Raw genomic sequence first — 26,012 nt, 5'->3', positions numbered from 1 at the left:
ATGGATCATTCAGGTTTTGCGCTGCGGACCTGCCTGTGGACTGGGCAGATCTCTGATTGATCCTGCGCTGGCGCGTGAAAAACCGGCATCTTGACCGCAGGGTTTGCCCGGCCGTCCTTGCCGGCCGCGCTGGCCCGGTCGCGGCAGGCGCGGCCGCGCGCGGCCCGGTCTCAGGCTGTTCCCTTTTTGTCCAGGCGGATTTATGGTGTCCGGATGATCCGCGACCCCCTTCTTGTCCGTGACCGGCACGGGCTGTGCTGCCCGGCGGGCGGCTTTCATGTCGATCCGTCGGGCAAGGTGGCGCTGGCCATCGTGACCCATGCCCATTCCGACCACGCCCGCCCGGGCGCGGCGGCCTATCTGGCGACCCCAGGCACGGCGGCGATGCTGCGCCAGCGGCTGGGCAGGGTAACCGTGCAGGAACTGCCCTTCGGTCAACGCCTGCGGATCGGCGGCGCGACGGTCAGCCTGCATCCATCGGGCCATCTGCCCGGCGCCGCGCAGCTGCGCATCGAGGTGGGCGGCGAGGTCTGGGTCGTCTCGGGCGATTACAAGACCGAAGACGATGGCCTTGCCGAACCGTTCGAGCCAGTCGCCTGCCACACCTTCATCACCGAAAGCACCTTCGGCCTGCCGGTCTTTCGCTGGGCACCCCAGGCCCGGCTGGCCGAGGCGATCCGCCACTGGTGGGCTGCAGCCGCGTCCGAGGGCGCGGCGGTGTCCATCGCGGCCTATGCGCTGGGCAAGGCGCAGCGTCTCTTGCACCTGCTGGCAGGGACCGGGCCGGGGCCGGTCCTGCTGCATCCTGGTGCGGCGGCCGCCACTGCGGTGCTGGCCGCGTCGGGTTACCGGCTGCCGGACGCCGAAACCTGGGCCGGTGACCGGCCGTTGCCCCCAGGTGCCTTGCTGATCGCTGTGCCCTCGGCGGCCTTGCCCGCCGGCACCCGCACCGCCATGGCCTCGGGCTGGATGGCCCTGCGCGGCACCCGCCGCCAACGCGGCGGGGGCACGGGCTTTGCGCTGTCGGATCATGCCGACTGGCCTGGCCTTGGTGCCGCGATCCGCGCGACCGGCGCCAGCCGCGTTCTGGTCACCCACGGGTTCGAACAGCCGCTTGCCGGCTGGCTGCGCAGCCAGGGGCTTGACGCCGCGCCACTGGCCCAGGGACTTGCGCGGCCATGACCTGCTGCCCTTTCGCTGCACCCCCCTTTCATCTGTCCCCAAATATCCTCGGGAGGGTCCGGGAGGGCAGACAGCCCTCCCGGCGGCCAGCCGCAAGCCCGCGGCCCGTCAAGCGCAGGCGGCCCGCCAGATGCCCCCGGCGGATAGGGCCGGCTGCACGGACGGAACCGGGCAGGGGGCCACGATGATCCGCCTTGCCGCGCTTCTTGCCGCACTCGAAACCAAAGCCGACCCCGCAGCCCTTCTGGCCAATCACCTGCAAGGGCTGGACGATGCCGAGGCCGCAGTGACCCTTGGCCTGCTGGCAGGCCAGCGCCCGCGCCGCGCCGTCGCACCTGCCGACTTGCGCCGGGCGGCCTGCGCGGCCGAGGCGATCCCCGACTGGCTGTTCGACGCCAGCCTAGCCACTGCCGGCAGCACTACCGAGGCCATCGCGAACCTCTTGCCATGGCCCGACCCGCCGTCAGGGCTGTCGCTGACAGGGTATCTTGCCGCGCTGCCGGGGGCGGATGCGGCGGCGATCCTGGCGCAGCTGGCGCCACTGCCACCAGAGGCCCGCGTGCCGGCGATCCGGCTGGCCACCGGCACCTTTCGCACCACGCTGCCCGCCCCGGTCCTTGCCCGTGCCGTGGCAATGGCGCGGGGCGCCGATGCGGCGACCATCGCCCTGCGCCTTGCCGCGGGCTGGATCGCAGCGGCCGGCCTTGCCGCGCTGACCCAACCGGCAGGTGCAGCCCATGCGCCCTGTCGCTTTGTCCCGCTGGCGCGTTTCCTGGAACCGACCGGCCATGCCTGCGACTGGCTTGCCCTGCCGCGCCCTGCGGGGCCCCGCCTGCAACTGATCCGCCGCCCCGGCGCCGCGCATCTGTGGGCCGAGGACGGGCGCCTGATGACCCCCGACCGCCCCCAGCTGGCTACCCTTGTCCAGCGCCTGCCCGAGGGCACCGTGATCGAGGCCGTCGAGGACCGCCCCGGACAGCTGCGCGCGCTTGATCTGCTGGAATGGCGTGGCCAGCCGCTGGCCGACCACGCCTTATCAGACCGCCGTGAATGCCTCGCGCAGCTGATACAGACGGGCATCCCCTGGCCTGATGCGCCGGACAGCGCCGGGCGCGCGCTGACCTTGGCGCCGCCGCTGATGGCGCCCGACTGGCAGGCGCTGCACCGCCACCGCGCTGCTGGCGGTCTGTGGCTGCGACGCCATGACGCGGGCCTTGCCGAAGCCTGGCACGACTGGCCGCCGCCACCCCGCACGACCGATGCGGTGCTGGTCCATGTCGAACTTGCGCCAGGCGGGCAGGGGCTTGCGGCGCTCACCTTTGCCGTGCGCGCGGGCAACAGGCTGGTCCCGGTGGCCCGCACGACCGAGGGGCTGACCACGGCCGAAGAAGCCGCCCTTGCCAGCTGGATCCGCACGGCCGCCATTGCCCGCTTCGGTCCTGTCCGCGAGGTGCCGCCCCAGCGCCTTTACCGCCTGTCCTATGCGGGCGCCGATCCGGCGCCGCGCCGCAAGGCCGGCCTGTGGCTGCGCGAGGCGCGGATCCTGTGCGCCTTGCCCGATCATACCCCCGATCAGATCGCCCCTCTCGACAGCCTGACCACTGCCGGGACTTGATCCGCCGCCCCAATCGCCGCTAAACACAACCGCTCATGATACAGGAGACAGCATGGCCGGCGGTTCCGCATTCGCCCGGATGAAGGTTCGCCTTCACCCCGAGGGGCGCAAGTTCGTGGCGATCTTCGCCGTGGTCACCTTGGTGCTCTTCCTGCTGTGGGAGCCGCTGGGCTGGATCGGCACCGTGCTGACCATCTGGTGCCTTGCCTTCTTCCGCGACCCGCAGCGCGCGGTTCCCCAACAGGCCGGTCTGGTGGTCAGCCCCGCCGATGGCGTCGTCCAGATGATCGAGCGCGTGCCGACCCCGCCCGAACTTGGGATGCAGGCGGCTGAACTGACCCGCATCTCGGTGTTCATGGATGTGTTCGACTGCCATGTGAACCGCGCCCCGATCGGCGGCACCGTCACCAAGCTCGCCTATGTCGAAGGCAAGTTCCTCAATGCCTCGCTCGACAAGGCCTCGCTCGACAACGAACGCAACGGCCTTGTGCTGACGCTGGACGACGGGCGCGAGGTGGGCGTGGTGCAGATCGCGGGCCTGGTCGCGCGTCGCATCCTGTGCTGGGCGCAGACCGGGCAGGCGCTGGACACGGGCGAGCGCTTTGGCCTCATCCGCTTTGGCTCGCGCGTCGATGTCTATCTGCCTGATGGTGTCGCGCCCCTGGTGGCGGTGGGCCAGAAGGCGGTGGCAGGCGAGACCATCCTTGCCGATCTGACCGCCGGCCCCGCGCCGCGCCGCGCCCGGATGATCTGACCCATGGCGAACCGACGCGAATCCTTGCCGTTCCTGCTGCTGGTGCCGAACCTGATCACCATCCTGGGCCTCTGTGCCGGGCTGACGGCGATCCGGTTTTCCTTTGACGCGCGCTTTTCGCTGGCGACCGGACTGATCGTCTTTGCCGCGCTGATCGACGGGCTGGACGGGCTGGTCGCCCGCCGCCTGCGCGCCACCAGCCAGATCGGCGCCGAACTGGATTCGCTGTCGGATTTTGTCTGCTTCGGCGTCGCCCCGGCGATCATCGTCTTTCGCTTCGGCATGACCGAGGATCCGGGCTTCGGCTGGGTCTTTGCGCTGGTCTATGCGATCTGCTGCTGCCTGCGCCTGGCGCGGTTCAACGTGATGCGCGCAACGCCCGATGCCCCGCGCCACTTCGTCGGCGTGCCGGCCCCGGCCGGGGCAGGCCTTGCGCTGCTGCCGATCTTCGCGACCTTTGCCGGCATTGCCGATCTGCACGACGCACCCGTCCTGGTCGCGCTCTGGCTGGGACTGGTCGGGGTGCTGATGGTCAGCCGCATTCCCACCCCGTCCGCCAAGGGCCTGCGGGTGCCGCGCGACAAGGCGGTCTATGTGCTGGTGGGCGCGGCACTTCTGGTCGGGCTCATGCTCAGCCGGTTCTGGCTGCTGATGTTCGCACTCGGGCTCGCCTATCTGCTGGTCGTCCTGTGGCAGGCCGTGCGCCACCGCCGGTTCTGAACGTCGTTCGCTTTGCCTTTTTCCAAATACCCTCGGGGGTGAATGCGCGCCTGCGCGCAGAGGGGGCGGAAGGCCCCCTTTTCCCCGCCCGCCCGCTTTCGCGCCGCCTTCCCCTTGCACCCCTCGCCGATATGTTCCACAAACCGCAAGACGCCAAAGGGGCGGGACGGAACGAATGGCGGATGGCATGGCTTATACGGGCGTGAAACCGACCGAGGAAATCTCGGTCCGCGAGGTCTTCGGGATCGACACCGACATGAAGGTCAAGGCCTTCGAAGAACGCACCGACCGTGTGCCGGAAATCGATCCGACCTACAAGTTCGACCCCGATACCACGCTCGCCATCCTTGCCGGCTTTGCCTACAACCGCCGCGTGATGATCCAGGGCTATCACGGCACCGGCAAATCGACCCATATCGAACAGGTCGCCGCGCGGCTGAACTGGCCCTGCGTGCGCGTCAACCTTGACAGCCACATCAGCAGGATCGACCTGATCGGCAAGGACGCCATCAAGCTCAAGGATGGCAAGCAGGTCACCGAATTCCACGAAGGCATCCTGCCCTGGGCGCTGCGCAACCCCGTTGCCATCGTGTTCGACGAATACGATGCCGGCCGCGCGGACGTGATGTTCGTGATCCAGCGCGTGTTGGAACATGATGGCAAGCTGACGCTGCTGGACCAGAACGAGATCATCACCCCGAACCCCTATTTCCGCCTGTTCGCCACCGCGAATACCGTGGGTCTGGGCGACACCACCGGCCTTTATCACGGCACGCAGCAGATCAACCAGGCGCAGATGGACCGCTGGAGCCTGGTGGCGACACTGAACTATCTGTCGCATGATGCCGAAGCCGCGATCATCCTGGCCAAGAACCCGCATTACAACAACGAAAAGGGCCGCAAGACCATCAGCCAGATGGTGACTGTTGCGGACCTCACGCGCACGGCCTTCATGAACGGCAACCTCTCGACCGTCATGTCGCCGCGCACCGTGCTGAACTGGGCCCAGAACGCCGAGATCTTCCGCAATGTCGGCTATGCCTTCCGGCTGTCGTTCCTGAACAAATGCGACGAGCTGGAACGCCAGACCGTGGCGGAATTCTATCAGCGCTGCTTTGGCGAGGAACTGCCGGAATCGGCGGCCAGCCAGGCGATGAAGTGATCGCGGCCGCTTGCGGCTGGAACGTCTTCGGGGGGTGCGGTTTCGCGCCCCCTTTTCGTTGGGGGAAGTCATGCATATCGGGCTGATCGGCGGCATCGGCGTTGCCGCAACCGTGGTCTATTACCAACGCCTGACGGCGGCCGTCGGCGGGCCGTTTCCGTTGACCATCGCGCATGGCGACATTCAGAACCTCATCCGCAACAACCTTGCCGACCGGCGCGAGGAACAGGCCCGCGCCTTCCTGCCGCTGGCCGAAAGCCTGAAGGGGGCCGGGTGCGACTGTGTGGCGCTGACCTCGCTTGGCGCGCATTTCTGTGCCCGCGAATTCGCCGCGCTGTCGCCCTTGCCGGTGGTTTCGGCGGTCGCGCCGCTGGATGATTTCTTTGCTGCGCAAGGGATCGGCTGTGTCGGCCTGCTGGGCACCCGTGTCGTGATGCGGACCCGGCTGTATGGCCAGCTGACCCGCACCCGCGCCATCGCCCTCGAGGACGAGATCGACCATCTGGGCCAGACCTATCAGGATGTTGCGGTTGCCGGCACCTGCCTGGCGGACCAGCGGGCAACCTTTCTGGACGCAGGCGCGCGGATGATCGCTGCCGGCGCCGATGCGGTGGTGCTGGCGGGGACCGACCTGAACCTTGCCTTTGACGGGCAGGACACGGGCTATCCCGTGATCGACGCGCTGGATGTGCATGTCGCCCTGCTGGCCCGCCTTGCGCGGGGCGAGGTGTCGCTGGACGAGGTTGCGATCTGACTTGCCCCGCCAGACGGGCATGATGTCGCAAAAGTTTCCAGACTGACCAATTGATCGGCGGCAATTTCGCGCGCATGATGCAATCATGTGCGGTTTGCGAACTTTTCCCGTCGTGGCCTGCCTTGCCCTGACGCCGCTTGCAGGCGCCGGACAGACCCTGCTGGACCGCGAATCCCCGCTTTACCGCTTTGCCCAATGCGCCGGGCGGCTGTCGGCGCTGATGGAGCATCAATGGCTGACCGATCCGCCAGCCTCGGACCGCACCGAGGCCTTGCGCGCCCGGATGCTGGACCTGGTCGAGGCGGCCTCGGCCCCGGCCGAGGCGCCGCTTGCCCTGTCGCTGCGCATCGAGGCCAAACACGCCCATGCCGCGCTGCTTCAGGCAGCCGCCTTCGGGCGCAACGAGGCTGCCCGCCGTCAGGCCCTGCGGCTGGAGCGCGACTGCGCCGCGATCCTTGGTCTTTCATAGAAAAAGGGGCGGTGGACCGCCCCTTCGCACTCGTACTCACAGGGAAATTCAGCCGCGTGCGGCCTTGGCGGCACCTGCCCAGAACACCAGCTCTTCGAGCATGGCCTTGGCGCTCGGCGCGATCGAGGCTTCGATGTCGGCCAGGTTGCCCGAGCCGCCAAAGCCCGGGTGGACCTTGAAGAAATCGCCGGTCGCAATGTGAACCGCCGAGCGGGTCGAGGCCATGTGCAGCTCGATCCCGATGGCGCGCAGATGCTCCAGCGCACGGGCACCGCCCATCGCGCCATAGGCGATGGCACCAAAGGCCTTCTTGTTCCAGTCGACATAGGACTGGTCCAGCGCGTTCTTCAGCGCGCCGGTGATCGAGTGGTTGTATTCGGCGACCACGAAGATGTAGCCGTCATAGCTGGCGATCTTCTTCTGCCAGGCGACGGCCACTTCGTTCTGCGACGGCGCCCACAGGTTCGAGGCAGCCTCGTCGAAGAACGGCAGCGGGAAGTCGCGCAGGTCGACGATTTCCGCCTCGATTTCCGGAACGGCATTGGCCTGATCCAGGATCCACTTGGCGGGGATGTCGGCAAAGCGGGTCGGACGGGTCGAGCCGATGATGACGGCGATCTTGAGCTTGGACATTCTGGCAATCCTTGTCGCGGGTTGATGCGTGTGGGCTGGATCTGCACCCGGGCCGGCATTTGTTCAATTCGCTGCAACGGCCCCCCTTCTGTGCATCTGTGCACGAAGCTGCCCCTTGGCAGGAAAAACCGCCGCATACGCATCCTTGCGCTTGGCTCTGCCGGGTGTATTGTTCGGGCCATGAAACAGCCCGCCGACAACCCCGCTGATCCCTTCAAGAAGGCCCTGGCCGAGGCAACGCGGACCATGGCGGATGACCCCGACCTGACCGTGACCTATTCGGTCGACCCGGCGGGGATGACCAAGGACACGATGCGCCTGCCGCAGGTCTCGCGCCGCATGACGCGGGACGAGGTTCTGCTGGCGCGCGGCACGGCCGATGCCTTTGCCCTGCGCCACAAGTATCACGACGAGGCGACGGCCGGCCGCTACATGCCGACCGGCCAGCTGGCGCGCGACATCTACGAGGCGATGGAAACCGCGCGCTGCGAGGCGGTGGGCGCCCGCGCCATGCCCGGCACGGCGATCAACATCGACGCCAAGATCGCGGCCGAGGCAGACCGCAAGGGCTATGGCCAGATCACCCAGGCCTCGGATGCGCCGCTGGCGGTGGCGGCGGGCTATCTGGTGCGCAGCCTGGCCACCGGCCGCCCGCTGCCGCGCGGGGCACAGAACGTGATGGATCTGTGGCGCGGCTTCATCGAGGCGCAGGCTGGCGGCACGCTGGAAAACATGGATGACGTGCTGTCCGATCAGGCGGCCTTTGCCCGGCTGGCCCGGCAGGTGATCGCCGATCTGGGCTATGGCGATCAGCTGGGCGACGACCCGGACCAGAACGACAATCAGGACGAGTCCGAGGAAGAGGGCGAAGAGGACGACAACCCCGACAACGCCGGGTCCGAAGAGGAACAGGAAGACGAGGAAGGCGACGCCGACCCCGAGCGCAGCCAGGAAGACCAGCAGGACGCGGCGCAGGCCCAGGTCTCGACCGAGGAAAGCGACGATCTGGACGAGATGGAAGAGGCCGACAACCCGGCCCCCGACGCCCCGCCCGAGCCGCCCCCGCCCCCCGCGCTGTCGGATGCCGACCCGAACTATCGCGCCTTTACCCTGCAGTTCGACGAGGAAATCCGCGCCGAGGATCTGGCCGAACCTGCGGAACTGGAACGCCTGCGCGCCTATCTGGACCAGCAGCTGGAGCCGCTGAAGGGCGCCGTCAGCCGGCTGGCCAACAAGCTGCAACGCCGCCTGCAGGCGCAGCAGAACCGCAGCTGGCTGTTCGACCTTGAAGAGGGCACGCTGGATGCCGGCCGCCTGGCCCGTGTGGTCGCCAACCCGACGACGCCCTTGTCCTTCAAGATGGAAAAGGACACCGAGTTCCGCGATACGGTGGTGACGCTGCTTCTGGACAATTCGGGGTCGATGCGCGGCCGGCCCATTTCCATCGCGGCGATCTGCGCCGACGTGCTGGCCCGCACGCTGGAACGCTGCGCGGTCAAGGTCGAGATTCTGGGTTTCACCACCCGCGCCTGGAAAGGCGGCCAAAGCCGCGAGAAATGGCTTGCCGAAGGGCGCCCGCAACAGCCGGGCCGGCTGAACGATCTGCGCCACATCATCTACAAGTCGGCGGATTCGCCCTGGCGGCGCACCCGCGACAACCTTGGCCTGATGATGAAAGAGGGCCTGCTCAAGGAAAACATCGACGGCGAGGCGCTGGAATGGGCGCACCGCCGGATGCTGGCCCGGCGCGAGCAGCGCAAGATCCTGATGGTGATCTCGGACGGCGCCCCGGTCGATGACAGCACGCTGTCGGTCAACCCGGCCAGCTATCTGGAAAAGCACCTGCGCGATGTGATCGCCATGGTCGAAAAGCGCAAGATGGTGGAACTGATCGCCATCGGCATCGGGCATGACGTGACACGCTATTACGAACGCGCGGTGACGATCACCGATGTCGAGCAGCTGGCCGGCGCGATGACCGAACAACTGGCAGGTCTGTTCGACAGCGACCCGCGCAAGCGCGCGCGCGTGCTGGGCATGTCCAAGGTCTCTGGCTGGCGCTAGGTGCCCGGATGGCCGGGCAGGGGCAGTCTTCGACAAACCGGGCGCTCCCGCAGGGCTATGCCGCGCCCGAAGGCGCGGCGCCGCCCTTTGGGCCGGGCGCCGTGCGTTCCGCACGGCGTGCCTCCGGCGGGGGTATTTGTCGAAGGTGATGGGGCGTGCGGCTTGGGGTTGTCAACGTGGTTGACTGGCCAGTGGTGACCGAGGGGGGAAGGCTCTAGCCTCCAAATTCGCCTTGAAGAAAATATCCCCGCCGGAGGCTCCCTAATGTGCCGCAGCGAAGGTCTTGGACGGTCAGTCCAGCGGGACCGCTGCGAGCGGGGCGCGCCCATTCCCGGGGCTCAGGCGGGGGGATCGCGCCGCAGCCGGTTCCCGGACCATTGCGCTGGCCCGGCCTTGGTGCAACCTTGCTGCCGGATACCGCGCCCCATGGCGCGTCACAGGGGGCCAATGATGCTGCAGACCTTCACCGCCACGACCTCGCTCGATCAGGGCCCGCCGCGTTTGCAGGCCCTGCGCGCCGCCATGGCGGCCGAGGGGCTTGCCGGTTTTCTGGTGCCGCGCGCGGATGCCTGGCAGGGCGAATATGTCGCGCCCTGCGACGAGCGGCTGGCGTGGCTGACCGGCTTTACCGGGTCTGCCGGCTTTTGCATCGTGCTGCCGGACATGGCCGGGGTTTTCATCGACGGTCGCTACCGGCTTCAGGTGCGCGTCCAGGTTGCGCCCTGCTTCACGCCGGTCAACTGGCCAGAGACCCAGGCCGGCCCCTGGCTGCGCGACACTCTGGCTGAAGGCGTCGTCGGTTATGACCCCTGGCTGCACAGCGCTGACGAGATCGCGCGGATCGAGGCGGCGCTAGAGGGCCACCCTGTCACTTTGCGGCCGATGCGCAATCTGGTCGATGCCATCTGGACCGACCGGCCGGCACCTCCGAATGGTCAGGTCTGGGCGCATCCCGAGGACCTGTCAGGGGAAAGCGCGGCCTCCAAGCGGGCGCGGCTGGCCGAGACCTTGCGCAAGGCCGGCCAGCGGGCCGCGGTGCTGACCTTGCCCGATTCCATCTGCTGGCTGCTGAACATCCGCGGGGCGGATGTGCCGCGCAATCCGGTGGTCCAAGCCTTTGCCGTGCTGCATGACGATGGCCGCGTCACCCTCTTTGCCGAGCCCGAGAAGTTCGGCCCCGAGGTGCGTGCCGCGCTGGGGGACCATGTCACGCTGCGCCCCACGGTGGCTTTTGTGCCCGGTTTGCGCACGATTCCGGGGCCGGTGCGCGTCGATCGTGCCTCGGCGCCGCAGGCGGTGTCGGCCGAGCTGCGCGAGGCCGGGGTCGAGGTGGTCTGGGGGGACGATCCCTGCCGTCTGCCCAAGGCGCGCAAGACCCCGGCAGAAATTGCCGCGACCCGCGCCGCGCATCTGCGCGATGGCGTGGCGATGGCCGGTTTCCTGTGCTGGCTGGACGATCAGGCCCAGGCCGTCTGCAACGGCGCGCGGCAAACCGAGATCGGCGTCGTGACAGCGCTGGAAGGGTTCCGGCGCGCAACCAACCAGCTGCATGACATCAGCTTTGATACGATCTGCGGTGCCGGGCCGAACGGCGCCATCGTCCATTATCGCGTGACCGAAGGGACGGACCGCGCGCTTGAACCCGGCAGCCTGCTGCTGGTCGACAGCGGCGGGCAGTATCGCGATGGCACCACCGACATCACCCGCACCGTGGTCATCGGCACCCCGCCCGAAGGTGCGGCCGAGGCCTTTACGGCCGTGCTGCAAGGCATGATCGCCATCTGCCGCGCGCGCTGGCCCAAGGGGCTGACAGGCCGCGACCTCGATGCGCTGGCGCGCTACAACCTGTGGGTCCAGGGGCGCGACTACGACCATGGCACGGGCCATGGCGTGGGCGCCTTCCTGTCGGTCCACGAAGGGCCGCAGCGGATTTCCCGCCTGTCCGACGTGCCGCTGGAGCCGGGGATGATCCTGTCGAACGAGCCTGGCTATTACCGCGAAGGCGCCTTCGGCATCCGCATCGAAAATCTTGTCGTCGTGCAAGAGGCCGCGCCCCTGCCAGGGGGCGATGCCCGCGCCATGCTGGAGTTCGAGACCCTGACCCTTGCGCCCATCGACCGCCGGCTGATCCGCGCCGATCTGCTGGCCCCGGCGGAACGCGACTGGCTAAACCGATACCACGCCCGGGTGCTGGCAGACCTTGGCCCGCTGGTCGATCCTTCAACCCGCGCCTGGCTGTCAGGTGCCTGCGCCGCGCTCTGACATCTTCATCTGTCCACAAATATCCCACGGGGGTGCGGGGGTGTGAAACCCCCGCTCTGCCTGCACCAAAAGCAAACGGCCGGGCAGATGCCCGGCCGTTTCTCATCGGATTGCCGATTCTCAGAACCCGGCCTTGATCTTTTCGAACTCGGCCAGCTGACGTTCACGCAGCTGCGGATCGTTCGGCACCTGCGGCAGGGTCGGGGCCTTGACCGGGCCAAGGCCGGCGCGCTCCAGCTCTTCGGGCGATTTCAGCGCCATGCCTTTGACGTTGGAATGGCCATAGCCCAGCTCGTCCATCAGCGCGACGGCGGCCTCGGGGCGCAGCCAGGAATTCATGAAGTCATAGAGCTTGTCTTCCGAGCCGGGGCCGTCCTTCATGTTGACGAAGCCGCACACAAAGGTCGACGAGCCCTCTTTGGCCTCGCGCTGGAAGCCGACCGGGTAGTCCTCGGCCTGCAAGAGCGCCACGCCATCGTTCCACGACCACGACACCAGCACCGCGCCCGAGGCCATCTGCTGGGTCTGCTCCGACGGGTCGGCCCAATAGGCATAGACGTTCTGATGCGCCTCGCGCAGCCAGGCGGCGGCGGCCTGGAACTGCGCTTCGGAAATGTCGGTCCAGTCGGTCACGCCGGTGGCCAGATAGGCCAGCGCCCAGACATCATCCGAGCTGTCGGGCATCGAGGTGCGGCCCTGATACTTCGGATTGACGAAGATCTGCAGGGTCGAGACATCCTCGGCCGGGACTTCCTTGGTGTTGTAGGCCACGGCCGTGGCGCCCCAGTAGCTGGGCAGGAACCACAGCCCCTTGTCGTCCTTGAACACCGGCGAGTCGAGGAAGGCCGGGTCGATATCGGCCAGCGAGGTCAGGCGCGAGGTATCCCAGGGCTCGATCAGCCCGGCGTCGCGGTATTTCGACACCATCTGCGAACACGGATGCACGGCATCGACCTTGAAGCCCGAGGCGACCTTCTGGAAGGCCTCGTCATCGTCACCGAACAGCGCGAAGGTGGGCGTGGTGCCATGCTTGGCGACATACTCCTCGAACAGGCCATCGACCTCAAAGCCGGCCCAGTCGAAGATGGTCAGTTGCGGATCGGCCGCCATGGCCGGTGCGGTCAGGGCCAGCGCGGTCACAGAGGCCAGAAGGGCGTGTTTGCGGATCATGTCAGGTCCATCGTTGTGAAGTGAAGTGCCACTTCGATGCGTAGAATAGCCCCGGCCACGGCTCAAGAAGTTTCTGCGCCGCATCAGGGCGTTGGGCCGTGCTGTGCCCCAAGTCGCGCGATCCGGTGCAATTCTGTGCAGTCTCGGACAGGGCGGCCCGCGCAAGCCCCCCGGTTCCGCACCGGCCCACCGCGCAACTCATGGATGCGGGTTTGCACTTGCCAGCCTGCAACTCCTCATGGAGAAATCGTCCGGAACCGGCCGGATTGCCCGGGCCGGGGGGCCAGACGCGGGCCCGCTGGGTGTGAAGGGTTCCTTGCAGTGATCAGCCCCGACTATTGCACGATGATGGCGCGCTACAATCGCTGGCAGAACCGCTGCATCGTACAGGCGGCCGAGACGCTGGATCCGGCGGCGCGGCGCAAGGGGCGGGGGGCGTTCTGGGGGTCGATCTCGGGCACGCTGTCGCATCTTCTGTGGGGCGATCTGATCTGGATGAGCCGGTTTGACGGCGGCCCTCGCCCGCTGGCCCGGCAAGCCGACAGTGCCGAGGCCTTTGCCGATTGGGAAGACTGGCGGCGCGAGCGGCAGGCGACGGATGCGCGCATCCTTGGCTGGGCCGGCAAGATCACCCAGACAGAACTGGAAGGGGATCTGTTCTGGCATTCGGGCAGCATCGGCCGGGCGGTGTCGCGCCCCATGGCGCTGTGCGTGGTGCATTTCTTCAACCACCAGACCCACCATCGCGGGCAGGTCCATGCCTTGCTGACTGCGGCCGGCGCCCGGACTGAAGACACCGACCTCTTTCTGATGCCGGACGAGGCCGACTGGATGTAGGGCGCCCCGGCCGGGGGCCACAGGGTGCCCGGGCCATTTGGTTCAAACTTGAAATGAAGGCCGTTTTGCGCTTTGATCAGCCGCAGGACGAAGGAGTGTTCCATGGCCACCGATTTTGCCGCCACCAAGGCGATATTCGACCTGCCCGAGGGCGTGATCTACCTGGACGGCAATTCGCTGGGGCCGCTGCCTCGGGGCGTGGCCGAAAGGGTCGCGCGCACGATCACCGATGAATGGGGCCAGATGCTGATCACCGGCTGGAACCGCGCCGGCTGGATGGACATGCCCGCCCGCGTCGGCGACCGCATCGCCCGGCTGATCGGTGTGGCGCCCGGCACCGTGGTGATGGGCGACACGCTGTCGATCAAGGTCTATCAGGCGCTGGCCTCGGCGCTCGAGATGAACCCCGCGCGCCGGGTGATCCTGTCGGATACCGGGAACTTCCCGTCGGATCTTTATATCGCCGATGGTCTCGTGCGCACTTTGGGGCAGGGGTATCAGCTGCGCACCGTCGCCCCCGAAGAGGTGATGGACGCCATTGACGAGACCGTGGCCGTGACGCTGATCACCGAGGTCGACTATCGCACCGGGCGGCGCCACGACATGAAGGCGATCACCGCCAGGGCCCATGCGATGGGGGCGCTGGCGGTCTGGGATCTGGCACATTCTGCCGGGGCGGTGGATTGCGCGCTGGCCGAGTGCGACGTCGACTTCGCGGTCGGCTGCACCTACAAGTATTTCAATTCCGGCCCTGGCGGTCCCGCCTTCATCTATGTTGCCCCGCGCCACGCCGAAGCCGCGCGCCCGGCACTGTCGGGCTGGCTGGGCCACGAGGCGCCCTTTGCCTTCGATCTCGACTATCGCCCCGGCCGCGGGATCGAGCGCATGCGCGTCGGCACCCCGCCGATCTTGCAACTTGCCGCGCTGGATGCCGCGCTGGATGTGTGGGACGGCGTGTCGCTGGCCGATCTGCGCGCCCGCTCGTTGCAGCTGACCGACCTGTTCATTGCGGGCGTCGAGGCGGCCTGCCCGGATCTGACCCTGGTCACGCCGCGCGATCATGCGATGCGCGGCTCGCAGGCCAGTTTCCGTCACCCCGAGGGCTATGCGATCATGCAGGCCCTGATCGCCCGCGGGGTGATCGGCGATTTCCGCGCGCCGGATATCCTGCGCTTTGGCCTGACGCCGCTTTACATCGACGGGGGCGATGTGCAGGCTGCGGTGGCGATCCTCAAGGATGTCATGGACAACCGGCTTTGGGACCGCCCAGACTACAAGACCCGCGCCAAGGTGACCTGAGCCTGATGCTTCATCTTTCTCCAAATACCCCCGCCGGAGGCAGCCGACCCCGCCACCTGCGCGCGCGGATGGGGCAGATGCCTCCGGCGGGGATATTTGGATCAAGGCGAAAGGGGGCGGGCCTTCCGCCCCTGTGCCGGCCATCGGGCTGGGCGTGTCTGTGGCGGCGGCTGGGATCGGTTTCCATATTGTGTCGGCAGGATGCGGCCGTCGTCTGACAGCCCCCTCCAGCCAACAGGAAACCGACATGACCAAAACCCCCTACGACCCTGCCAGCGAAGGCGCGCAGATGTCCTTTGATGGCCGCCTGTCCTATGGCGACTACCTGCAGATCGACCGCATCCTGTCCAGCCAGCGGCTGCTGACGGGCGCCCATGACGAGATGCTGTTCATCATCCAGCACCAGACGAGCGAGCTGTGGATGCGTCTTGCCCTGCACGAGCTGGACGCCGCGCGGGCGGCCATCGCGGCGGACAAGGCGCGCGAGGCGTTCAAGATGCTGGCCCGCATCGCGCGGATCTTCGAGCAGCTGAACAGCGCCTGGGACGTGCTGCGCACCATGACGCCCAGCGACTACACCACCTTTCGCGAAGGGCTGGGCCAGTCCTCGGGGTTCCAGTCGCATCAATACCGGCTGATCGAATTTGCCGTCGGCAACCGCAATCTGGCGATGATCCGCCCCCATGCCCATCGCCCCGACCTGGTCGCCCTGCTCGAGGCCGAGCTTGCCCGCCCCAGCCTTTACGACGAGGCGCTGCGCTATCTGGCCCGGCAAGGCCTGCCGGTGCCGCAGGACGTGCTGAGCCGCGATCTGCGCGCCCACTGGACCCCGCACGAGGGCGTTCAGGCGGTGTGGGAAACCGTCTACCGTGACCCGCGCGCCCATTGGGAGGCCTATGAGCTGGCCGAGAAGCTGGTCGATTTCGAGGATTACTTCCGCCGCTGGCGCTTTAACCATGTCACCACGGTGGAACGCGTGATCGGCTTCAAGCGCGGCACCGGGGGGACCGCCGGGGTGCAATACCTGCGCCGCATGCTCGAGGTCGAGCTGTTCCCCGAACTGTGGCACCTGCGCACGAGCCTGTGAGCGGGGAAGACGGCGCGGGAATTCCCTTTGTCTTCCGCGCCGTCGGGCCTAGACTTCATCCGGTGCGAACCACCGGAGTTTCTGATGCGCCCCCTTGTCCCGGCCCTTGCCCTGGCCCTGCTGGCCGCCTGCACCTTCGATCCCGAAACCGGCACCTTTGTCGAGGTCAAGGAAGAACCGAGGCCCGTGGCCTATGTGGCAACGATGGACGCGGGACACCACATTCCAGCGCTGGATGCGCAGAAGGTGCCCCCGGCCTATCAGCGCACGCTGGTGCCGAACCCCTTGCCCGAGGAAGCGCCGGGCACCATCCTGGTCGATACCCAGACGCGGCATCTCTATCTGGTGCAGGACAAGCGCACGGCGCTGCGCTATGGCATCGGGGTGGGGCGTGAGGGCTTTGGCTGGGCGGGCGAGACGGTGGTCGCCCGCAAGGCGCAGTGGCCCACCTGGACCCCGCCGCCCGAGATGATCAAGCGCCAGCCGGAACTGGAACGCTGGCGCGAGGGCCAGCCAGGCGGGCCGACCAACCCCTTGGGCGCGCGGGCGATCTATCTTTACAAGGACGGCCACGACACCGGCTTTCGCATCCACGGCACCCCGCAATGGAAGACCATCGGGACCAATGCGTCGTCGGGGTGTTTCCGAATGATCCAGCAGGATGTGGTGGATTTGTATGACCGGGTGCAGCCGGGGGCGAAGGTGATTGTGAGGTAGGGGCGAGATGACGGGCAAGGTCGCGCCTCAACTCGAGCTGGGTTCCGAACCGAATGTGGTGATCGAGTCGGCGCCGGGCCTCCCTGCTTTGCAATACGCCTCCGAGAGCGAAGCGTCGGCGGAACGACGAACGAGATTTTCCGAGATCGCAGGGATTGACTGGCGTCTGTGGCTGCTTGTGCCGCTTGGCATGGGGCTGTCGGCTTTGATGTTGTCGATTACCCTGGTGTTCCTGGGCAATGGGCCAGCCGCGTTATGGGATAGTTGGCTGTTGATCATGTACGCTGCAATTCTCACCCTGCACTTTACGCTCCCGCCTGCAATCTTGTGCTGGATCGCGACGCGCACCCTCTGCTGGCGCCTGGGCTTGCGAGAATATCAGGCTGCCATCTTGTCGAGCACCGTGGCGGGGTGGGGCGCGACATGCTTTGTGCTTCTGCGCGCACCTGCGCAAGCCATGCTGATACTTGGCGTTCCATGCGCGGTTGCGGGCATGGTTGCTGCTGCTGCGGTATATTGGAGCGGCTGGAGAAGCCGCCTGCCGTGGAACCAAGGGTAGCGACTTTGTAACATGGCATTGCCAGCCATTCGCGGCGCAAACTCGTCCTTTTGCCCCCCTTATGTCAGGCACAAAGGGCGGGTCGTCCTAAAACATTCGCTGGGTGCGGCCGGGGCCTAAAGCCTTCGAATCTTCTTCATTAGCTCATTCGGCGCTGTCGGCGCGGCCTTGCCGCCGGTCGCCCTCGTCACCTGGCCGACGGATCAGTAGGGCGGGGTTCACCCCGCCGCACAGGACGCAGCTAGCTGTTCATGCGAAGACTGAGGCGCAGACTGGCGGGCTCATGCCCGCCCTACGTTTTCCTCTCGCGCGATCAGAGCCCCAGCTTCTTAGCCACCAATTCATTCACCGCGGCCGGGTTGGCCTTGCCGCCGGTGGCCTTCATCACCTGGCCGACGAACCAGCCCGCAAGTTTCGGGTTCTGTTTCGCCTTTTCCACCTGCGCGGGGTTGGCGGCGATGATCTCGTCCACCGCGGCCTCGATGGCGCCGGTGTCCGTCACCTGCTTCATGCCGCGCGATTCGACGATTTCGGCGGGATCGCCGCCCTCAGTCCAAAGGATCTCGAAGAGGTCCTTGGCGATCTTGCCGGAAATCACTTGCGCGCCCAGAAGGTCCAGCAGACCGCCCAGTTGCGCGGCGGAAACCGGGCTGTCGGTGATCGACAGGCCTTCCTTGTTCAGGCGGCCGAACAGCTCGTTGATGACCCAGTTCGCGGCCTGCTTGCCATCGCGGCCCTTGGCGACGGCGTCGAAATAGTCGGCCGCGTCCAGCTCGGCGGTCAGCACCGAGGCGTCATAGTCGGTCAGGCCGAAATCGCCCATGAAGCGGGCCTTTTTCGCATCTGGCAGCTCGGGCATCCGGTCGGCGATATCGTCGACCCAGGCCTGTTCGATTTCCAGCGGCAGAAGATCGGGGCAGGGGAAGTAGCGGTAATCATGCGCCTCTTCCTTGGAGCGCATCGAGCGGGTCTCGTTCCGGTCGGGGTCGTAAAGGCGGGTTTCCTGCACCACCGTGCCGCCATCCTCGATGATGGCGATCTGGCGGCGGGCCTCGTAGTCGATGGCGGCCTGGATGAAGCGCATCGAGTTCATGTTCTTGATCTCGCAGCGCGTGCCCAGATGCGAGAAGTCCTGGGTTTCCTGATACTTCTCATACTGGCCCGGCCGGCAGACCGACACGTTCACATCGGCCCGCAGGTTGCCGTTCTGCATGTTGCCATCGCAGGTGCCCAGATAGCGCAGGATCTGGCGCAGCTTGCCGACATAGGCCGCCGCTTCCTCGGGGCCGCGAATGTCGGGGCGGCTGACGATTTCCATCAGCGCCACGCCCGTGCGGTTGAAATCGACGAACGACAGGTTCGGATCCATGTCGTGGATCGACTTGCCGGCGTCCTGTTCCAGGTGGATCCGTTCAATGCGCACACGGCGGGCGATGCCGGGGGCCATGTCGACGATCACCTCGCCCTCGCCCACGATGGGGTGGTAAAGCTGGCTGATCTGATAGCCCTGCGGCAGGTCGGGGTAGAAATAGTTCTTGCGGTCAAAGGCCGAGCGCAGATTGATCTCGGCCTTCAGGCCAAGGCCGGTGCGCACGGCCTGTTCGACGCAGAATTCGTTGATGACCGGCAACATCCCCGGCATCGCCGCATCGACAAAGGACACGTTGGAATTCGGCTCGGCCCCGAAGGTGGTCGAGGCGCCCGAGAACAGCTTGGCGTTCGAGGACACCTGGGCGTGGATTTCCATCCCGATCACCAGTTCCCAGTCATGCTTGGCCCCGGCGATCACCTTGGCTTGCGGCGGCTGGAAGGTCAGGTCGAGCATGGGCGTCCCTTTCTGCGGCGTGTCCCTGTCCTAGTCGTTGGGGCGCGGCGCTTCAAGGTGCTTGTCGGTGGCGATGGGGCCGGATCAGGGGCGATTGCCGCGGCAGGACTGGTCGCGGGCGCGCAACTCCTCGCGCAGGGCGGTCCATGATCCGAAGCTGGCCATGCGGGCAACATCGGCGTCGATCAGCGCCTCGGTCACCAGGCCATAGGACTGATCTGCAGGGGCCGTCTTTGCCGGGGCCTGCGCGCGCCGGAACAGGCCCAGCACATCCAGCAGGCTGCGGCGCTGGCTGGCGGCGCGACCTTGGCGCCCGATCTCGTCTGTGAAAGCCATGCTTGCCCCCTGATTCTGGTTCCAGCCCCAAGGTCGTCGGGTGTTGCGGCAGGATTGTGGCGGCCCGGCGGGCCTTGCGCGGCCATTTACGCGCAACTTTCCGCTTGTTTTGCTGGTTGCGGGCAGGGTGGGCTTGCGCGGTCGGGCCATGGCGGGCGACAGGCTTGGGGCCGGGCAAAGGGTCCGGTGCTGTCGGAACCGTCCAATGCCCTCACGCAAGCGTCCGTTGATCGCCGCCCTTCTTGCCCTGACCCTGCCCATGGCCTGCACGATGGGCGCAGGAGCCAACACCGATGCCCCGGCGGCCCGCTGGGATCACCGGCCCGAGGCGACCCAGTGGACCCATGCGACGCTGAGCGCGATTTCCAGCAAGGGACGCGCGCTGATCGACACCGATCCTGCGGATATCGAGACCTTCTGCCCGGCCTATACCGATGCGACCGAGGCGGACCGCAAGGCCTTCTGGATGGGGCTGTTCTCGGCGCTGGCCAAGCATGAAAGCACCTGGAACCCGCGCGCGGCAGGGGCGGGCGGCAAGTATCGCGGCCTTTTGCAGATCACGCCGGCGACGGCCCGGGCCTATGGCTGCGATGCGACGGCGCTTTATGATGGCAAGGCGAACCTTGCCTGTGCCGTCAACATTGCCTCGCGCCAGGTCGAGCGGACAGGCGTGGTGGCGGGTGCGCCGGGCGAATGGGGCGGCCTGGCCGCCGACTGGAGCCCGATGCGCAACGCCACCAAGCGCGCCGAAATCGCCGCCTGGACGCGAAAGCAGGATTACTGCCGAATCTGATCTGCGGCCGGACAGGCTTGCGCGGTTCCTGCATATCGCACAAGTTTTCGTCGCTCTGTGGCGCTATGACGAAGGTTTCTGCGATTTCGCATCGATTCCGCCTCGCACAAAGCGAGGAAATTCAGGTCTGCATGTCTTACCTTTCCAGTCGTGCGAACAGGAGAGGCTCTCATGCGGATCATCGTTCTTGGTGCAGGTGTTATCGGGGTTACGTCGGCATGGTATCTGGCCCGGCGCGGGCATGAGGTGACGGTGATCGACCGTCAGCCGGGCCCCGCGCTGGAAACCAGCTTTGCCAATGCGGGCGAGATCAGCCCCGGCTATTCGGCCCCCTGGGCGGCCCCCGGCATTCCGCTGAAAGCCATGAAATGGATGTTCCAGCGCCATGCGCCGCTGGTGCTGCACCCCACGATGAACCCCGACCGCATCCGCTGGATGCTGGAGATGCTGGCGAACTGCACCGGCCCGGCCTATGCCCGCAACAAGAGCCGCATGGTCCGCCTGGCCGAATACAGCCGCGATTGCCTGACCGAGTTGCGCGCCGAGACCGGCGTGCGCTTTGATGAACGCCAGCAAGGCACCTTGCAGGTGTTCCGCACCGACAAGCAGGTCGCGGCGGCGGAAAAGGACATCGCGGTGCTGAAGGCCGATGGCGTGCCGTTCGAGGTTCTGGACCGCGCCGGCTGCATCGCGGCCGAACCTGGGCTTGCGGGCGCCGCGCATCGCATCGCGGGCGGGCTGCGCCTGCCGGGCGACGAGACGGGCGATTGCTTCAAGTTCACCAATGCCCTGGCCGAAAAGGCTGCTCAGGCTGGCGTGACCTTCCGCTATGGCGTGACGATCAACGCGATCCGGGCCGAAGGCGGGCGGGTGAGCGGGGTCGAGACCTCGGAAGGGCTGATGACCGCCGACAGCTATGTCCTGGCGCTTGGCTCGCTCTCGCCCTTCCTGGCCAAATCGCTGGGCATTCGCCTGCCGGTCGAGCCGCTGAAGGGCTATTCGATCACCGTGCCGATCACCGATTACGACCGCGCCCCGGTGTCGACCGTGATGGATGAAACCTTCAAAGTCGCCATCACCCGGTTGGGCGAGCGGATCCGTGTGGGCGGCCTGGCCGAGATCGCGGGCTTTGACACCTCGCTGAACGATCGCCGCCGCGCGACGCTGGAAAAATCGCTGACCGAAATGTTTGGCGGTGCAGGCGATCTCAAGGCCGCGACCTTCTGGACCGGGCTGCGCCCGATGACGCCCGATGGCACCCCGATCGTGGGCGCCACCCCGCTGGCCAACCTGTGGACGAACACCGGCCATGGCACGCTGGGCTGGACCATGGCGGCCGGGTCGGGCCGGTTGCTGGCCGATCTGATCGACGGGCGTGCGCCGGAAATCGACCCCGAAGGCCTGGCCGTGTCGCGGTATGGCCGCAGCCGCGCGCCGCGTGCTGCAGCAGGTGCGATGCGCCCGGCCACAGCCTGAGGGAACCGCGCCGCGCCCTGCGCGTTGTCTGACCGAGTGGATTGCGAGTATGCCCCAGTAACAAGGCCCCCGTGGAACACCACGGGGGCCTTGCGATGTCTCGGGGGCCGCTGCGGCGGGCCGATCAGGCCTCGGCCAGCGAGCGGGCAATCTGGTCCTTGAGCGCCGCCCGCTTGCGGCGCAGCTCCTGTTCGTCCTCTTCGGACATCAGATCGACGCGAATCTCGGCGCGGTGCACCGCGCGGTTCACCTCGTCGTATTCCTTGCAGATCTTGTCGAAACGGGGATTCGCCGCCTGAAGATCCTGGATCTTCTGAGCCTCGGCCGGGAATTCATCGGCCAAGAGATGCGGGGTGTTCGACATGTCGCGCTCCTTCTTCCAATCGACAAAGTCACCCTAGCCCGGCAGAAGGGGGGCGGCTTTGATGCGGATCAAACCCGCTATTTTGCCGCCGTAACCTTGGGCGTTGCCCGCATCGCTTGCGACAGGGCGGCAAAGGGGGCCTGCGCGACCTCGGCGAACAGGGCCTGACCCTTGGGGGTCAGGGCCAGTTCCAGCACGCGCTTTTTCGGCTCCCACGACAGGGCGGCGGCTTCGGCCGGATCGCCAAGCGCGAACATGGCGCCAAATCGCATGGCCTTGCCCAGGATTTCCGCCTTGCGCAGCTGGTCTTCGGTCAGCAGCGAGAACAGCGGGGCAAAGCGCGACCCGGCGCGGCTGTTCTTGTAGCGGTGCAGCAGCGCAAGTCCCAGGAACACCCGGCCCGGATGGTCCAGTCCGCCCAGATTGGCGCGCGTCGCATTGTCGAAACAGACCTCGGCGCGGTAGTCGGGATGCGCGCGCCAGGTGGTGTCATGCAGAAGGCAGGCGGCCTTGACCAGCCGCATCTCCTCGTCGCTGACGCCCTTGAACAGCGGCGACAGGAACGCGAACAGCTTCTTGCCAAAGCCGGGGATGCGGGCCTGTGTCGCCTCGGCCATGCGCGCAGCCTCGATCAGCGGATCGCGCCGGCGCAGCTTGTCGGGCATCTGTTCATAGAGCAGCCCCTCGCGGATCCCGTAGGACGAGACGTCGATTTCCCTGGGCTTGAACAGCCGCACCAGCGCGCCCAGCACCTCGCAGGCCAGCGGCACAAGTTCCATCCGCTCGGACGAGGCGCCCGTGCGGGCGCGCAGCCCGGCCAGATCGTTGCGCCCGATCCAGTCGATGGTTTCCAGCACGTTTTCGGGTGTCATGCGGTATTCGTGCAGCACCGTCAGCGGATAGCCGCGCCGTTCCATGTCCAGCCGGGCAATGACGCGCCAGCTGCCGCCGACCAGATAGATGCGGTCGTGGTTGGGCTGGATGGTATCGCGCGCCTTGCGCAGCACCCGCTCGATCAGCCTGGCGCGGTCGGCAGCGTCGCCTTGCACCTGTTGCAGGCGAAAGGGGCCCAGCGGGGTGGAAATGCGGGTGCCGACCTCGCCCTTGCCGATGCGGGCCAGTTCCATCGAGTTGCCGCCGATGTCGCAGACGATCCCGCCGGCCTCGGGCCAGCCCAGAAGCACCCCCTGGGCCGAGAGCCGCGCCTCTTCGTTCCCGTCGATGATCCACAGTTTGAGGCCGGTTTCAGCCTCGACCTCGGCCTGAAAGGCGGGGCCATCCTCGGCCTCGCGCACGGCGGCGGTGGCCACGACGGTCAGGGGGGCGATGTTCATCCCCTCGGCCAGAAGGGCAAAGCGTTTCAGCGCCGCCATGGCGCGGATGCGGCCCTGGGGATTGAGCCGGCCGGTTTCGGCCAGCCCCTTGCCCAGACCGGCCATGACCTTTTCGTTGTAGAAATAGGCCGGGCTGCGGGCGGCGCCGTCAAAGACCACCATCCGCACCGAGTTCGAGCCGACATCGACCACCCCGACCCGGCTGAGCGCGCGGGCAGAGGGGTCTTCGAACAGCGGGCGGCCGAAGGGTTCGAAATCATCGCTCATGGGGCAGTCCGGTTTGGCAGCCGGGGCGGGGGGCGCTGCCCCCCACGGGCCGGCCCTTGCGGGCCGCCCCTCCCCCCGGGGTATTTTCAGCAAGATGATGCAGCAGGCCCATCACGGGTGAAGATGCGGCGGCCGGGGGCTGCGGTCAATCCCAGGAATGCGCAAGGCGCGGCACATCGGCGGCGCCGGCGCTGCCCCGGCCGGACAGCGAGGGGTTTTCCATGAAGAAACGGTGGCAGGAGAACAGCTTGCCATCGGGAGCGTCGAGTTGCCGCAGATAGCGCCCGTCGGGGCCAAGGATCCAGCTTTGCGCCTCGTCCGCAAGGTTGGCGGCCATGATCTGGCTTTCGATCTGCGCCTTGACGGTAGGGTTCACAGCCTCGACCAGAGTTTCAACACGGCGGTTGAGGTTGCGGCCCATCCAGTCGGCCGAGCTGATGAACACCCGCGCCTGTTTCGATGGCAGGCCATGGCCATTGCCAAAGCACACGATGCGGCTGTGTTCGAGAAACCGCCCGACGATGGATTTCACCCGGATGTTGTCCGACAGGCCCTTGATGCCGGGGCGCAGCCCGCAGATGCCGCGGATCACCAGGCTGATGCGCACCCCGGCCTGGCTGGCCGCGTAAAGCGCGTCGATCACCTCGGGGTCGATCAGGCTGTTCATCTTGGCCCAGATCTCGGCCTTGCGGCCCTGGCGGGCGTGATCTGCCTCGGCGGCGATCAGCTCCAGCAGGCGCGGCTTCAGTGTGGTGGGCGAAATGGCGAGGTTTTCCAGCCCTTCGGGCTGGGCATAGCCGGACAGGTAGTTGAACACCTTGGTCGCATCGCGCCCCAGCGCGGGGTTGCAGGTGAACAGCGACAGGTCGGTATAGATGCGGGCGGTGATCGGGTGATAGTTGCCGGTGCCGAAATGGGTATAGGTGACCAGGTTGTCGCCTTCGCGGCGCACCACGGTGCTGATTTTCGCATGGGTCTTGTAGCGGATGAAGCCATAGACCACATGGGCGCCCGCGCGTTCCAGCCGCCGCGACTGGCGGATGTTCGAGGCCTCGTCGAAGCGGGCCTTGAGCTCGACCAGCGCGGTGACGGATTTGCCGGCCTCGGCCGCCTCGCACAGCGCATCGACAATGGGGCTGTCATAGGAGGTGCGGTAGAGCGTCTGCTTGATCGCCAGCACATTGGGATCGCGCGCCGCCTGCTGCAGGAAGCGGATCACCATGTCGAAGGTCTCGTAGGGGTGATGCAGCAGCATGTCCTTTTGCCGGATGGCGGCGAAGATGTCGCCGTCATGGTCGGTCACCCGTTCCGGCACGCGCGGGGTAAAGGGCGGCCACAGCAGATCGGGGCGCGAGGACAGCACAAGTTCCTTGAGGTCTGCAACGCCCAGCAGGCCCTTGACCTCGACCACCTCGTCCTCGGTCACGTCGAGTTCGTCCATGATCAGCGCGCGCAGCGCAGGCGGCGCGCCGGCCGAGATTTTCAGCCGGATCACCTCGCCCCGGCGGCGGCGTTTGAGGGCGGTTTCGAATTCGCGGACCAGATCCTCGGCCTCGTCCTCGACTTCAAGGTCGCTGTCGCGCAGCACCCGAAAGGTGCAATGGCTGATCTCGTCGTAGCCGGGGAACAGGCTGGAGAGGTTGAGCAGCAGCAACTCCTCCAGCGGCAGGACGCGGTGGCGGCCGTCGGTCGCGGGCAGGGTGACGAAGCGGGCGATCTGGCCGGGGATCGGCAACAGCGCCTGCAGCTTGCGCCGGTCCGAGGTGCGTTCCAGCTCAAGGCCCAGCGAAAAGCCGGTGTTGGGGATGAAGGGGAACGGGTGCGCCGGGTCGATCGCCAGCGGCGAGAGCACCGGGAACACCTGCGCCAGGAAGTGATCATGCAGGAAGGCGCGGTCGCCCTGTGTCAGCCGCGCGCGGGTCAGGATGGAAATCCCGGCCTCTTCCATCTCTTTGGTCAGCACCTTGAAGGTCTTTTGCTGCGTCGCCATCAGATCGCGGGCATCGGCGTTGATCAGTTGCAGCTGTTCGACCGGGCTGCGGCCATCCTCGGAGGGCAGCCATTTGCCCGACCGCGCCAGCTGGCGCAGGCCCGCGACCCGCACGGTGTAGAATTCGTCGAGGTTGGTGGCCGAGATCGACAGGAAGCGCAGCCGTTCCAGCAGCGGAACGCGCGGGTTCGCCGCCTCGTCCAGAACCCGCCAGTTGAAGGCGAGCCACGAGAGTTCGCGGTTGAAGAACCGGCGCGGCCCAAGGAGTTCGGCCTCGGGCAGGTCGGCAGGGGCGGGGAACGGGGCGGTGAGGAAATCGGCCTGGGTCATGGCGCCTGTCTGG

At 66.9% G+C, this 26,012-nt stretch carries 23 protein-coding genes; 16 read left to right on the top strand and 7 right to left on the bottom strand.

Translation table 11 applies throughout. The features are described from left to right. Positions 1–213: 213 nt before the first annotated feature. From G481_RS23795 to G481_RS23790, 7 genes are all read left to right on the top strand, one after another. On the top strand, positions 214–1,182 hold the full coding sequence (locus tag G481_RS23795) for a ligase-associated DNA damage response exonuclease (RefSeq protein ID WP_035026032.1): 969 nt from the start codon (positions 214–216) through the stop codon (positions 1,180–1,182). A gap of 184 nt (positions 1,183–1,366) precedes the next feature. After that, positions 1,367–2,797, top strand: coding sequence for a DNA ligase-like domain-containing protein (locus G481_RS0113455; protein WP_028030506.1), 1,431 nt, complete (start codon positions 1,367–1,369; stop codon positions 2,795–2,797). A 52-nt stretch (positions 2,798–2,849) separates the two neighbouring features. After that, positions 2,850–3,551, top strand: a complete 702-nt coding sequence (locus G481_RS0113450) for a phosphatidylserine decarboxylase (protein WP_028030505.1) — start codon at positions 2,850–2,852, stop codon at positions 3,549–3,551. 3 nt (positions 3,552–3,554) lie between these two features. Further along, a complete protein-coding gene (gene pssA / locus G481_RS0113445; RefSeq protein WP_028030504.1) occupies positions 3,555–4,271 on the top strand; it encodes a CDP-diacylglycerol--serine O-phosphatidyltransferase in 717 nt (238 codons plus the stop codon). 175 nt (positions 4,272–4,446) lie between these two features. Further along, entirely contained in the window at positions 4,447–5,433 is a 987-nt protein-coding gene (gene cobS / locus G481_RS0113440) for a cobaltochelatase subunit CobS (RefSeq protein WP_028030503.1), read from the top strand. A 70-nt stretch (positions 5,434–5,503) separates the two neighbouring features. After that, positions 5,504–6,187 carry an aspartate/glutamate racemase family protein gene (locus G481_RS0113435; RefSeq protein WP_028030502.1) on the top strand — a complete coding sequence of 228 codons (684 nt, stop codon included), beginning with the start codon at positions 5,504–5,506 and terminating at the stop codon, positions 6,185–6,187. A gap of 85 nt (positions 6,188–6,272) precedes the next feature. Further along, positions 6,273–6,656: a hypothetical protein gene (locus G481_RS23790; RefSeq protein ID WP_051294528.1), complete on the top strand. Its 384-nt coding sequence runs from the start codon at positions 6,273–6,275 to the stop codon at positions 6,654–6,656. A gap of 48 nt (positions 6,657–6,704) precedes the next feature. Here the strand turns inward: G481_RS23790 and G481_RS0113425 are convergent, their stop codons facing one another. After that, complete coding sequence (locus tag G481_RS0113425; protein ID WP_028030501.1) at positions 6,705–7,289, bottom strand: NADPH-dependent FMN reductase; 585 nt, start codon at positions 7,287–7,289, stop codon at positions 6,705–6,707. A 180-nt stretch (positions 7,290–7,469) separates the two neighbouring features. On the opposite strand from G481_RS0113425, the gene cobT reads away from it, so the two are divergent. Together cobT and G481_RS0113415 are read left to right on the top strand one after the other, a co-directional pair. Next, positions 7,470–9,353, top strand: coding sequence for a cobaltochelatase subunit CobT (cobT, locus tag G481_RS0113420; protein ID WP_028030500.1), 1,884 nt, complete (start codon positions 7,470–7,472; stop codon positions 9,351–9,353). 450 nt (positions 9,354–9,803) lie between these two features. Next, positions 9,804–11,615, top strand: a complete 1,812-nt coding sequence (locus G481_RS0113415) for an aminopeptidase P family protein (RefSeq protein WP_028030499.1) — start codon at positions 9,804–9,806, stop codon at positions 11,613–11,615. Positions 11,616–11,735: 120 nt separating this feature from the next. Here the strand turns inward: G481_RS0113415 and G481_RS0113410 are convergent, their stop codons facing one another. After that, positions 11,736–12,785: an ABC transporter substrate-binding protein gene (locus tag G481_RS0113410; protein WP_028030498.1), complete on the bottom strand. Its 1,050-nt coding sequence runs from the start codon at positions 12,783–12,785 to the stop codon at positions 11,736–11,738. Between the two features lie 321 nt (positions 12,786–13,106). Between G481_RS0113410 and G481_RS0113405 the strand changes: the two genes are divergently transcribed. The 5 genes from G481_RS0113405 to G481_RS26705 all read left to right on the top strand — a co-directional run bounded on the left by G481_RS0113405 (position 13,107) and on the right by G481_RS26705 (position 17,284). Next, positions 13,107–13,622, top strand: a complete 516-nt coding sequence (locus tag G481_RS0113405; RefSeq protein WP_028030497.1) for a DinB family protein — start codon at positions 13,107–13,109, stop codon at positions 13,620–13,622. Positions 13,623–13,724: 102 nt separating this feature from the next. Further along, positions 13,725–14,921: a kynureninase gene (gene kynU, locus G481_RS0113400; RefSeq protein WP_028030496.1), complete on the top strand. Its 1,197-nt coding sequence runs from the start codon at positions 13,725–13,727 to the stop codon at positions 14,919–14,921. Positions 14,922–15,168: 247 nt separating this feature from the next. Beyond that, on the top strand, positions 15,169–16,008 hold the full coding sequence (kynA, locus tag G481_RS0113395) for a tryptophan 2,3-dioxygenase (protein WP_028030495.1): 840 nt from the start codon (positions 15,169–15,171) through the stop codon (positions 16,006–16,008). 84 nt (positions 16,009–16,092) lie between these two features. Continuing rightward, complete coding sequence (locus G481_RS26710; protein ID WP_035026030.1) at positions 16,093–16,725, top strand: L,D-transpeptidase; 633 nt, start codon at positions 16,093–16,095, stop codon at positions 16,723–16,725. Between the two features lie 7 nt (positions 16,726–16,732). Then, a complete protein-coding gene (locus G481_RS26705; protein WP_028030493.1) occupies positions 16,733–17,284 on the top strand; it encodes a hypothetical protein in 552 nt (183 codons plus the stop codon). A 313-nt stretch (positions 17,285–17,597) separates the two neighbouring features. On the opposite strand, the gene gatB is transcribed toward G481_RS26705, so the two are convergent. Then, positions 17,598–19,109, bottom strand: coding sequence for an Asp-tRNA(Asn)/Glu-tRNA(Gln) amidotransferase subunit GatB (gene gatB, locus G481_RS0113380; protein WP_028030492.1), 1,512 nt, complete (start codon positions 19,107–19,109; stop codon positions 17,598–17,600). 84 nt (positions 19,110–19,193) lie between these two features. Continuing rightward, positions 19,194–19,445 carry a hypothetical protein gene (locus tag G481_RS0113375; protein ID WP_028030491.1) on the bottom strand — a complete coding sequence of 84 codons (252 nt, stop codon included), beginning with the start codon at positions 19,443–19,445 and terminating at the stop codon, positions 19,194–19,196. Between the two features lie 205 nt (positions 19,446–19,650). Here G481_RS0113375 and G481_RS0113370 point away from each other — a divergent pair, with 205 nt between their 5' ends. Then, entirely contained in the window at positions 19,651–20,238 is a 588-nt protein-coding gene (locus G481_RS0113370; RefSeq protein WP_028030490.1) for a transglycosylase SLT domain-containing protein, read from the top strand. Positions 20,239–20,409: 171 nt separating this feature from the next. Next, positions 20,410–21,714: a D-amino acid dehydrogenase gene (locus tag G481_RS0113365; protein WP_028030489.1), complete on the top strand. Its 1,305-nt coding sequence runs from the start codon at positions 20,410–20,412 to the stop codon at positions 21,712–21,714. Positions 21,715–21,838: 124 nt separating this feature from the next. On the opposite strand, the gene G481_RS0113360 is transcribed toward G481_RS0113365, so the two are convergent. The 3 genes from G481_RS0113360 to G481_RS0113350 form a co-directional block, all read right to left on the bottom strand. After that, positions 21,839–22,078, bottom strand: a complete 240-nt coding sequence (locus tag G481_RS0113360; protein ID WP_028030488.1) for an HP1242/YdcH family protein — start codon at positions 22,076–22,078, stop codon at positions 21,839–21,841. A gap of 77 nt (positions 22,079–22,155) precedes the next feature. Continuing rightward, positions 22,156–23,679: a Ppx/GppA family phosphatase gene (locus tag G481_RS0113355; RefSeq protein WP_028030487.1), complete on the bottom strand. Its 1,524-nt coding sequence runs from the start codon at positions 23,677–23,679 to the stop codon at positions 22,156–22,158. 145 nt (positions 23,680–23,824) lie between these two features. Further along, on the bottom strand, positions 23,825–25,999 hold the full coding sequence (locus tag G481_RS0113350) for an RNA degradosome polyphosphate kinase (protein ID WP_028030486.1): 2,175 nt from the start codon (positions 25,997–25,999) through the stop codon (positions 23,825–23,827). Positions 26,000–26,012: the final 13 nt, after the last annotated feature.

It is taken from the genome of Gemmobacter nectariphilus DSM 15620 (assembly GCF_000429765.1).
GTDB lineage: Bacteria > Pseudomonadota > Alphaproteobacteria > Rhodobacterales > Rhodobacteraceae > Wagnerdoeblera > Wagnerdoeblera nectariphila.
This window is presented reverse-complemented; position numbering and strand designations above follow the sequence as displayed.

Bases quoted from the DNA above. Each gene is read 5' to 3' on its own strand.
- G481_RS23795 (WP_035026032.1), top strand. From the start codon at position 214: ATGATCCGCGACCCCCTTCTTGTCCGTGACCGGCACGGGCTGTGCTGC.
- G481_RS0113455 (WP_028030506.1), top strand. From the start codon at position 1,367: ATGATCCGCCTTGCCGCGCTTCTTGCCGCACTCGAAACCAAAGCCGAC.
- G481_RS0113450 (WP_028030505.1), top strand. From the start codon at position 2,850: ATGGCCGGCGGTTCCGCATTCGCCCGGATGAAGGTTCGCCTTCACCCC.
- pssA (WP_028030504.1), top strand. From the start codon at position 3,555: ATGGCGAACCGACGCGAATCCTTGCCGTTCCTGCTGCTGGTGCCGAAC.
- cobS (WP_028030503.1), top strand. From the start codon at position 4,447: ATGGCGGATGGCATGGCTTATACGGGCGTGAAACCGACCGAGGAAATC.
- G481_RS0113435 (WP_028030502.1), top strand. From the start codon at position 5,504: ATGCATATCGGGCTGATCGGCGGCATCGGCGTTGCCGCAACCGTGGTC.
- G481_RS23790 (WP_051294528.1), top strand. From the start codon at position 6,273: ATGTGCGGTTTGCGAACTTTTCCCGTCGTGGCCTGCCTTGCCCTGACG.
- G481_RS0113425 (WP_028030501.1), bottom strand. From the start codon at position 7,289: ATGTCCAAGCTCAAGATCGCCGTCATCATCGGCTCGACCCGTCCGACC.
- cobT (WP_028030500.1), top strand. From the start codon at position 7,470: ATGAAACAGCCCGCCGACAACCCCGCTGATCCCTTCAAGAAGGCCCTG.
- G481_RS0113415 (WP_028030499.1), top strand. From the start codon at position 9,804: ATGCTGCAGACCTTCACCGCCACGACCTCGCTCGATCAGGGCCCGCCG.
- G481_RS0113410 (WP_028030498.1), bottom strand. From the start codon at position 12,785: ATGATCCGCAAACACGCCCTTCTGGCCTCTGTGACCGCGCTGGCCCTG.
- kynU (WP_028030496.1), top strand. From the start codon at position 13,725: ATGGCCACCGATTTTGCCGCCACCAAGGCGATATTCGACCTGCCCGAG.
- kynA (WP_028030495.1), top strand. From the start codon at position 15,169: ATGACCAAAACCCCCTACGACCCTGCCAGCGAAGGCGCGCAGATGTCC.
- G481_RS26710 (WP_035026030.1), top strand. From the start codon at position 16,093: ATGCGCCCCCTTGTCCCGGCCCTTGCCCTGGCCCTGCTGGCCGCCTGC.
- G481_RS26705 (WP_028030493.1), top strand. From the start codon at position 16,733: ATGACGGGCAAGGTCGCGCCTCAACTCGAGCTGGGTTCCGAACCGAAT.
- gatB (WP_028030492.1), bottom strand. From the start codon at position 19,109: ATGCTCGACCTGACCTTCCAGCCGCCGCAAGCCAAGGTGATCGCCGGG.
- G481_RS0113375 (WP_028030491.1), bottom strand. From the start codon at position 19,445: ATGGCTTTCACAGACGAGATCGGGCGCCAAGGTCGCGCCGCCAGCCAG.
- G481_RS0113370 (WP_028030490.1), top strand. From the start codon at position 19,651: ATGCCCTCACGCAAGCGTCCGTTGATCGCCGCCCTTCTTGCCCTGACC.
- G481_RS0113365 (WP_028030489.1), top strand. From the start codon at position 20,410: ATGCGGATCATCGTTCTTGGTGCAGGTGTTATCGGGGTTACGTCGGCA.
- G481_RS0113360 (WP_028030488.1), bottom strand. From the start codon at position 22,078: ATGTCGAACACCCCGCATCTCTTGGCCGATGAATTCCCGGCCGAGGCT.
- G481_RS0113355 (WP_028030487.1), bottom strand. From the start codon at position 23,679: ATGAGCGATGATTTCGAACCCTTCGGCCGCCCGCTGTTCGAAGACCCC.
- G481_RS0113350 (WP_028030486.1), bottom strand. From the start codon at position 25,999: ATGACCCAGGCCGATTTCCTCACCGCCCCGTTCCCCGCCCCTGCCGAC.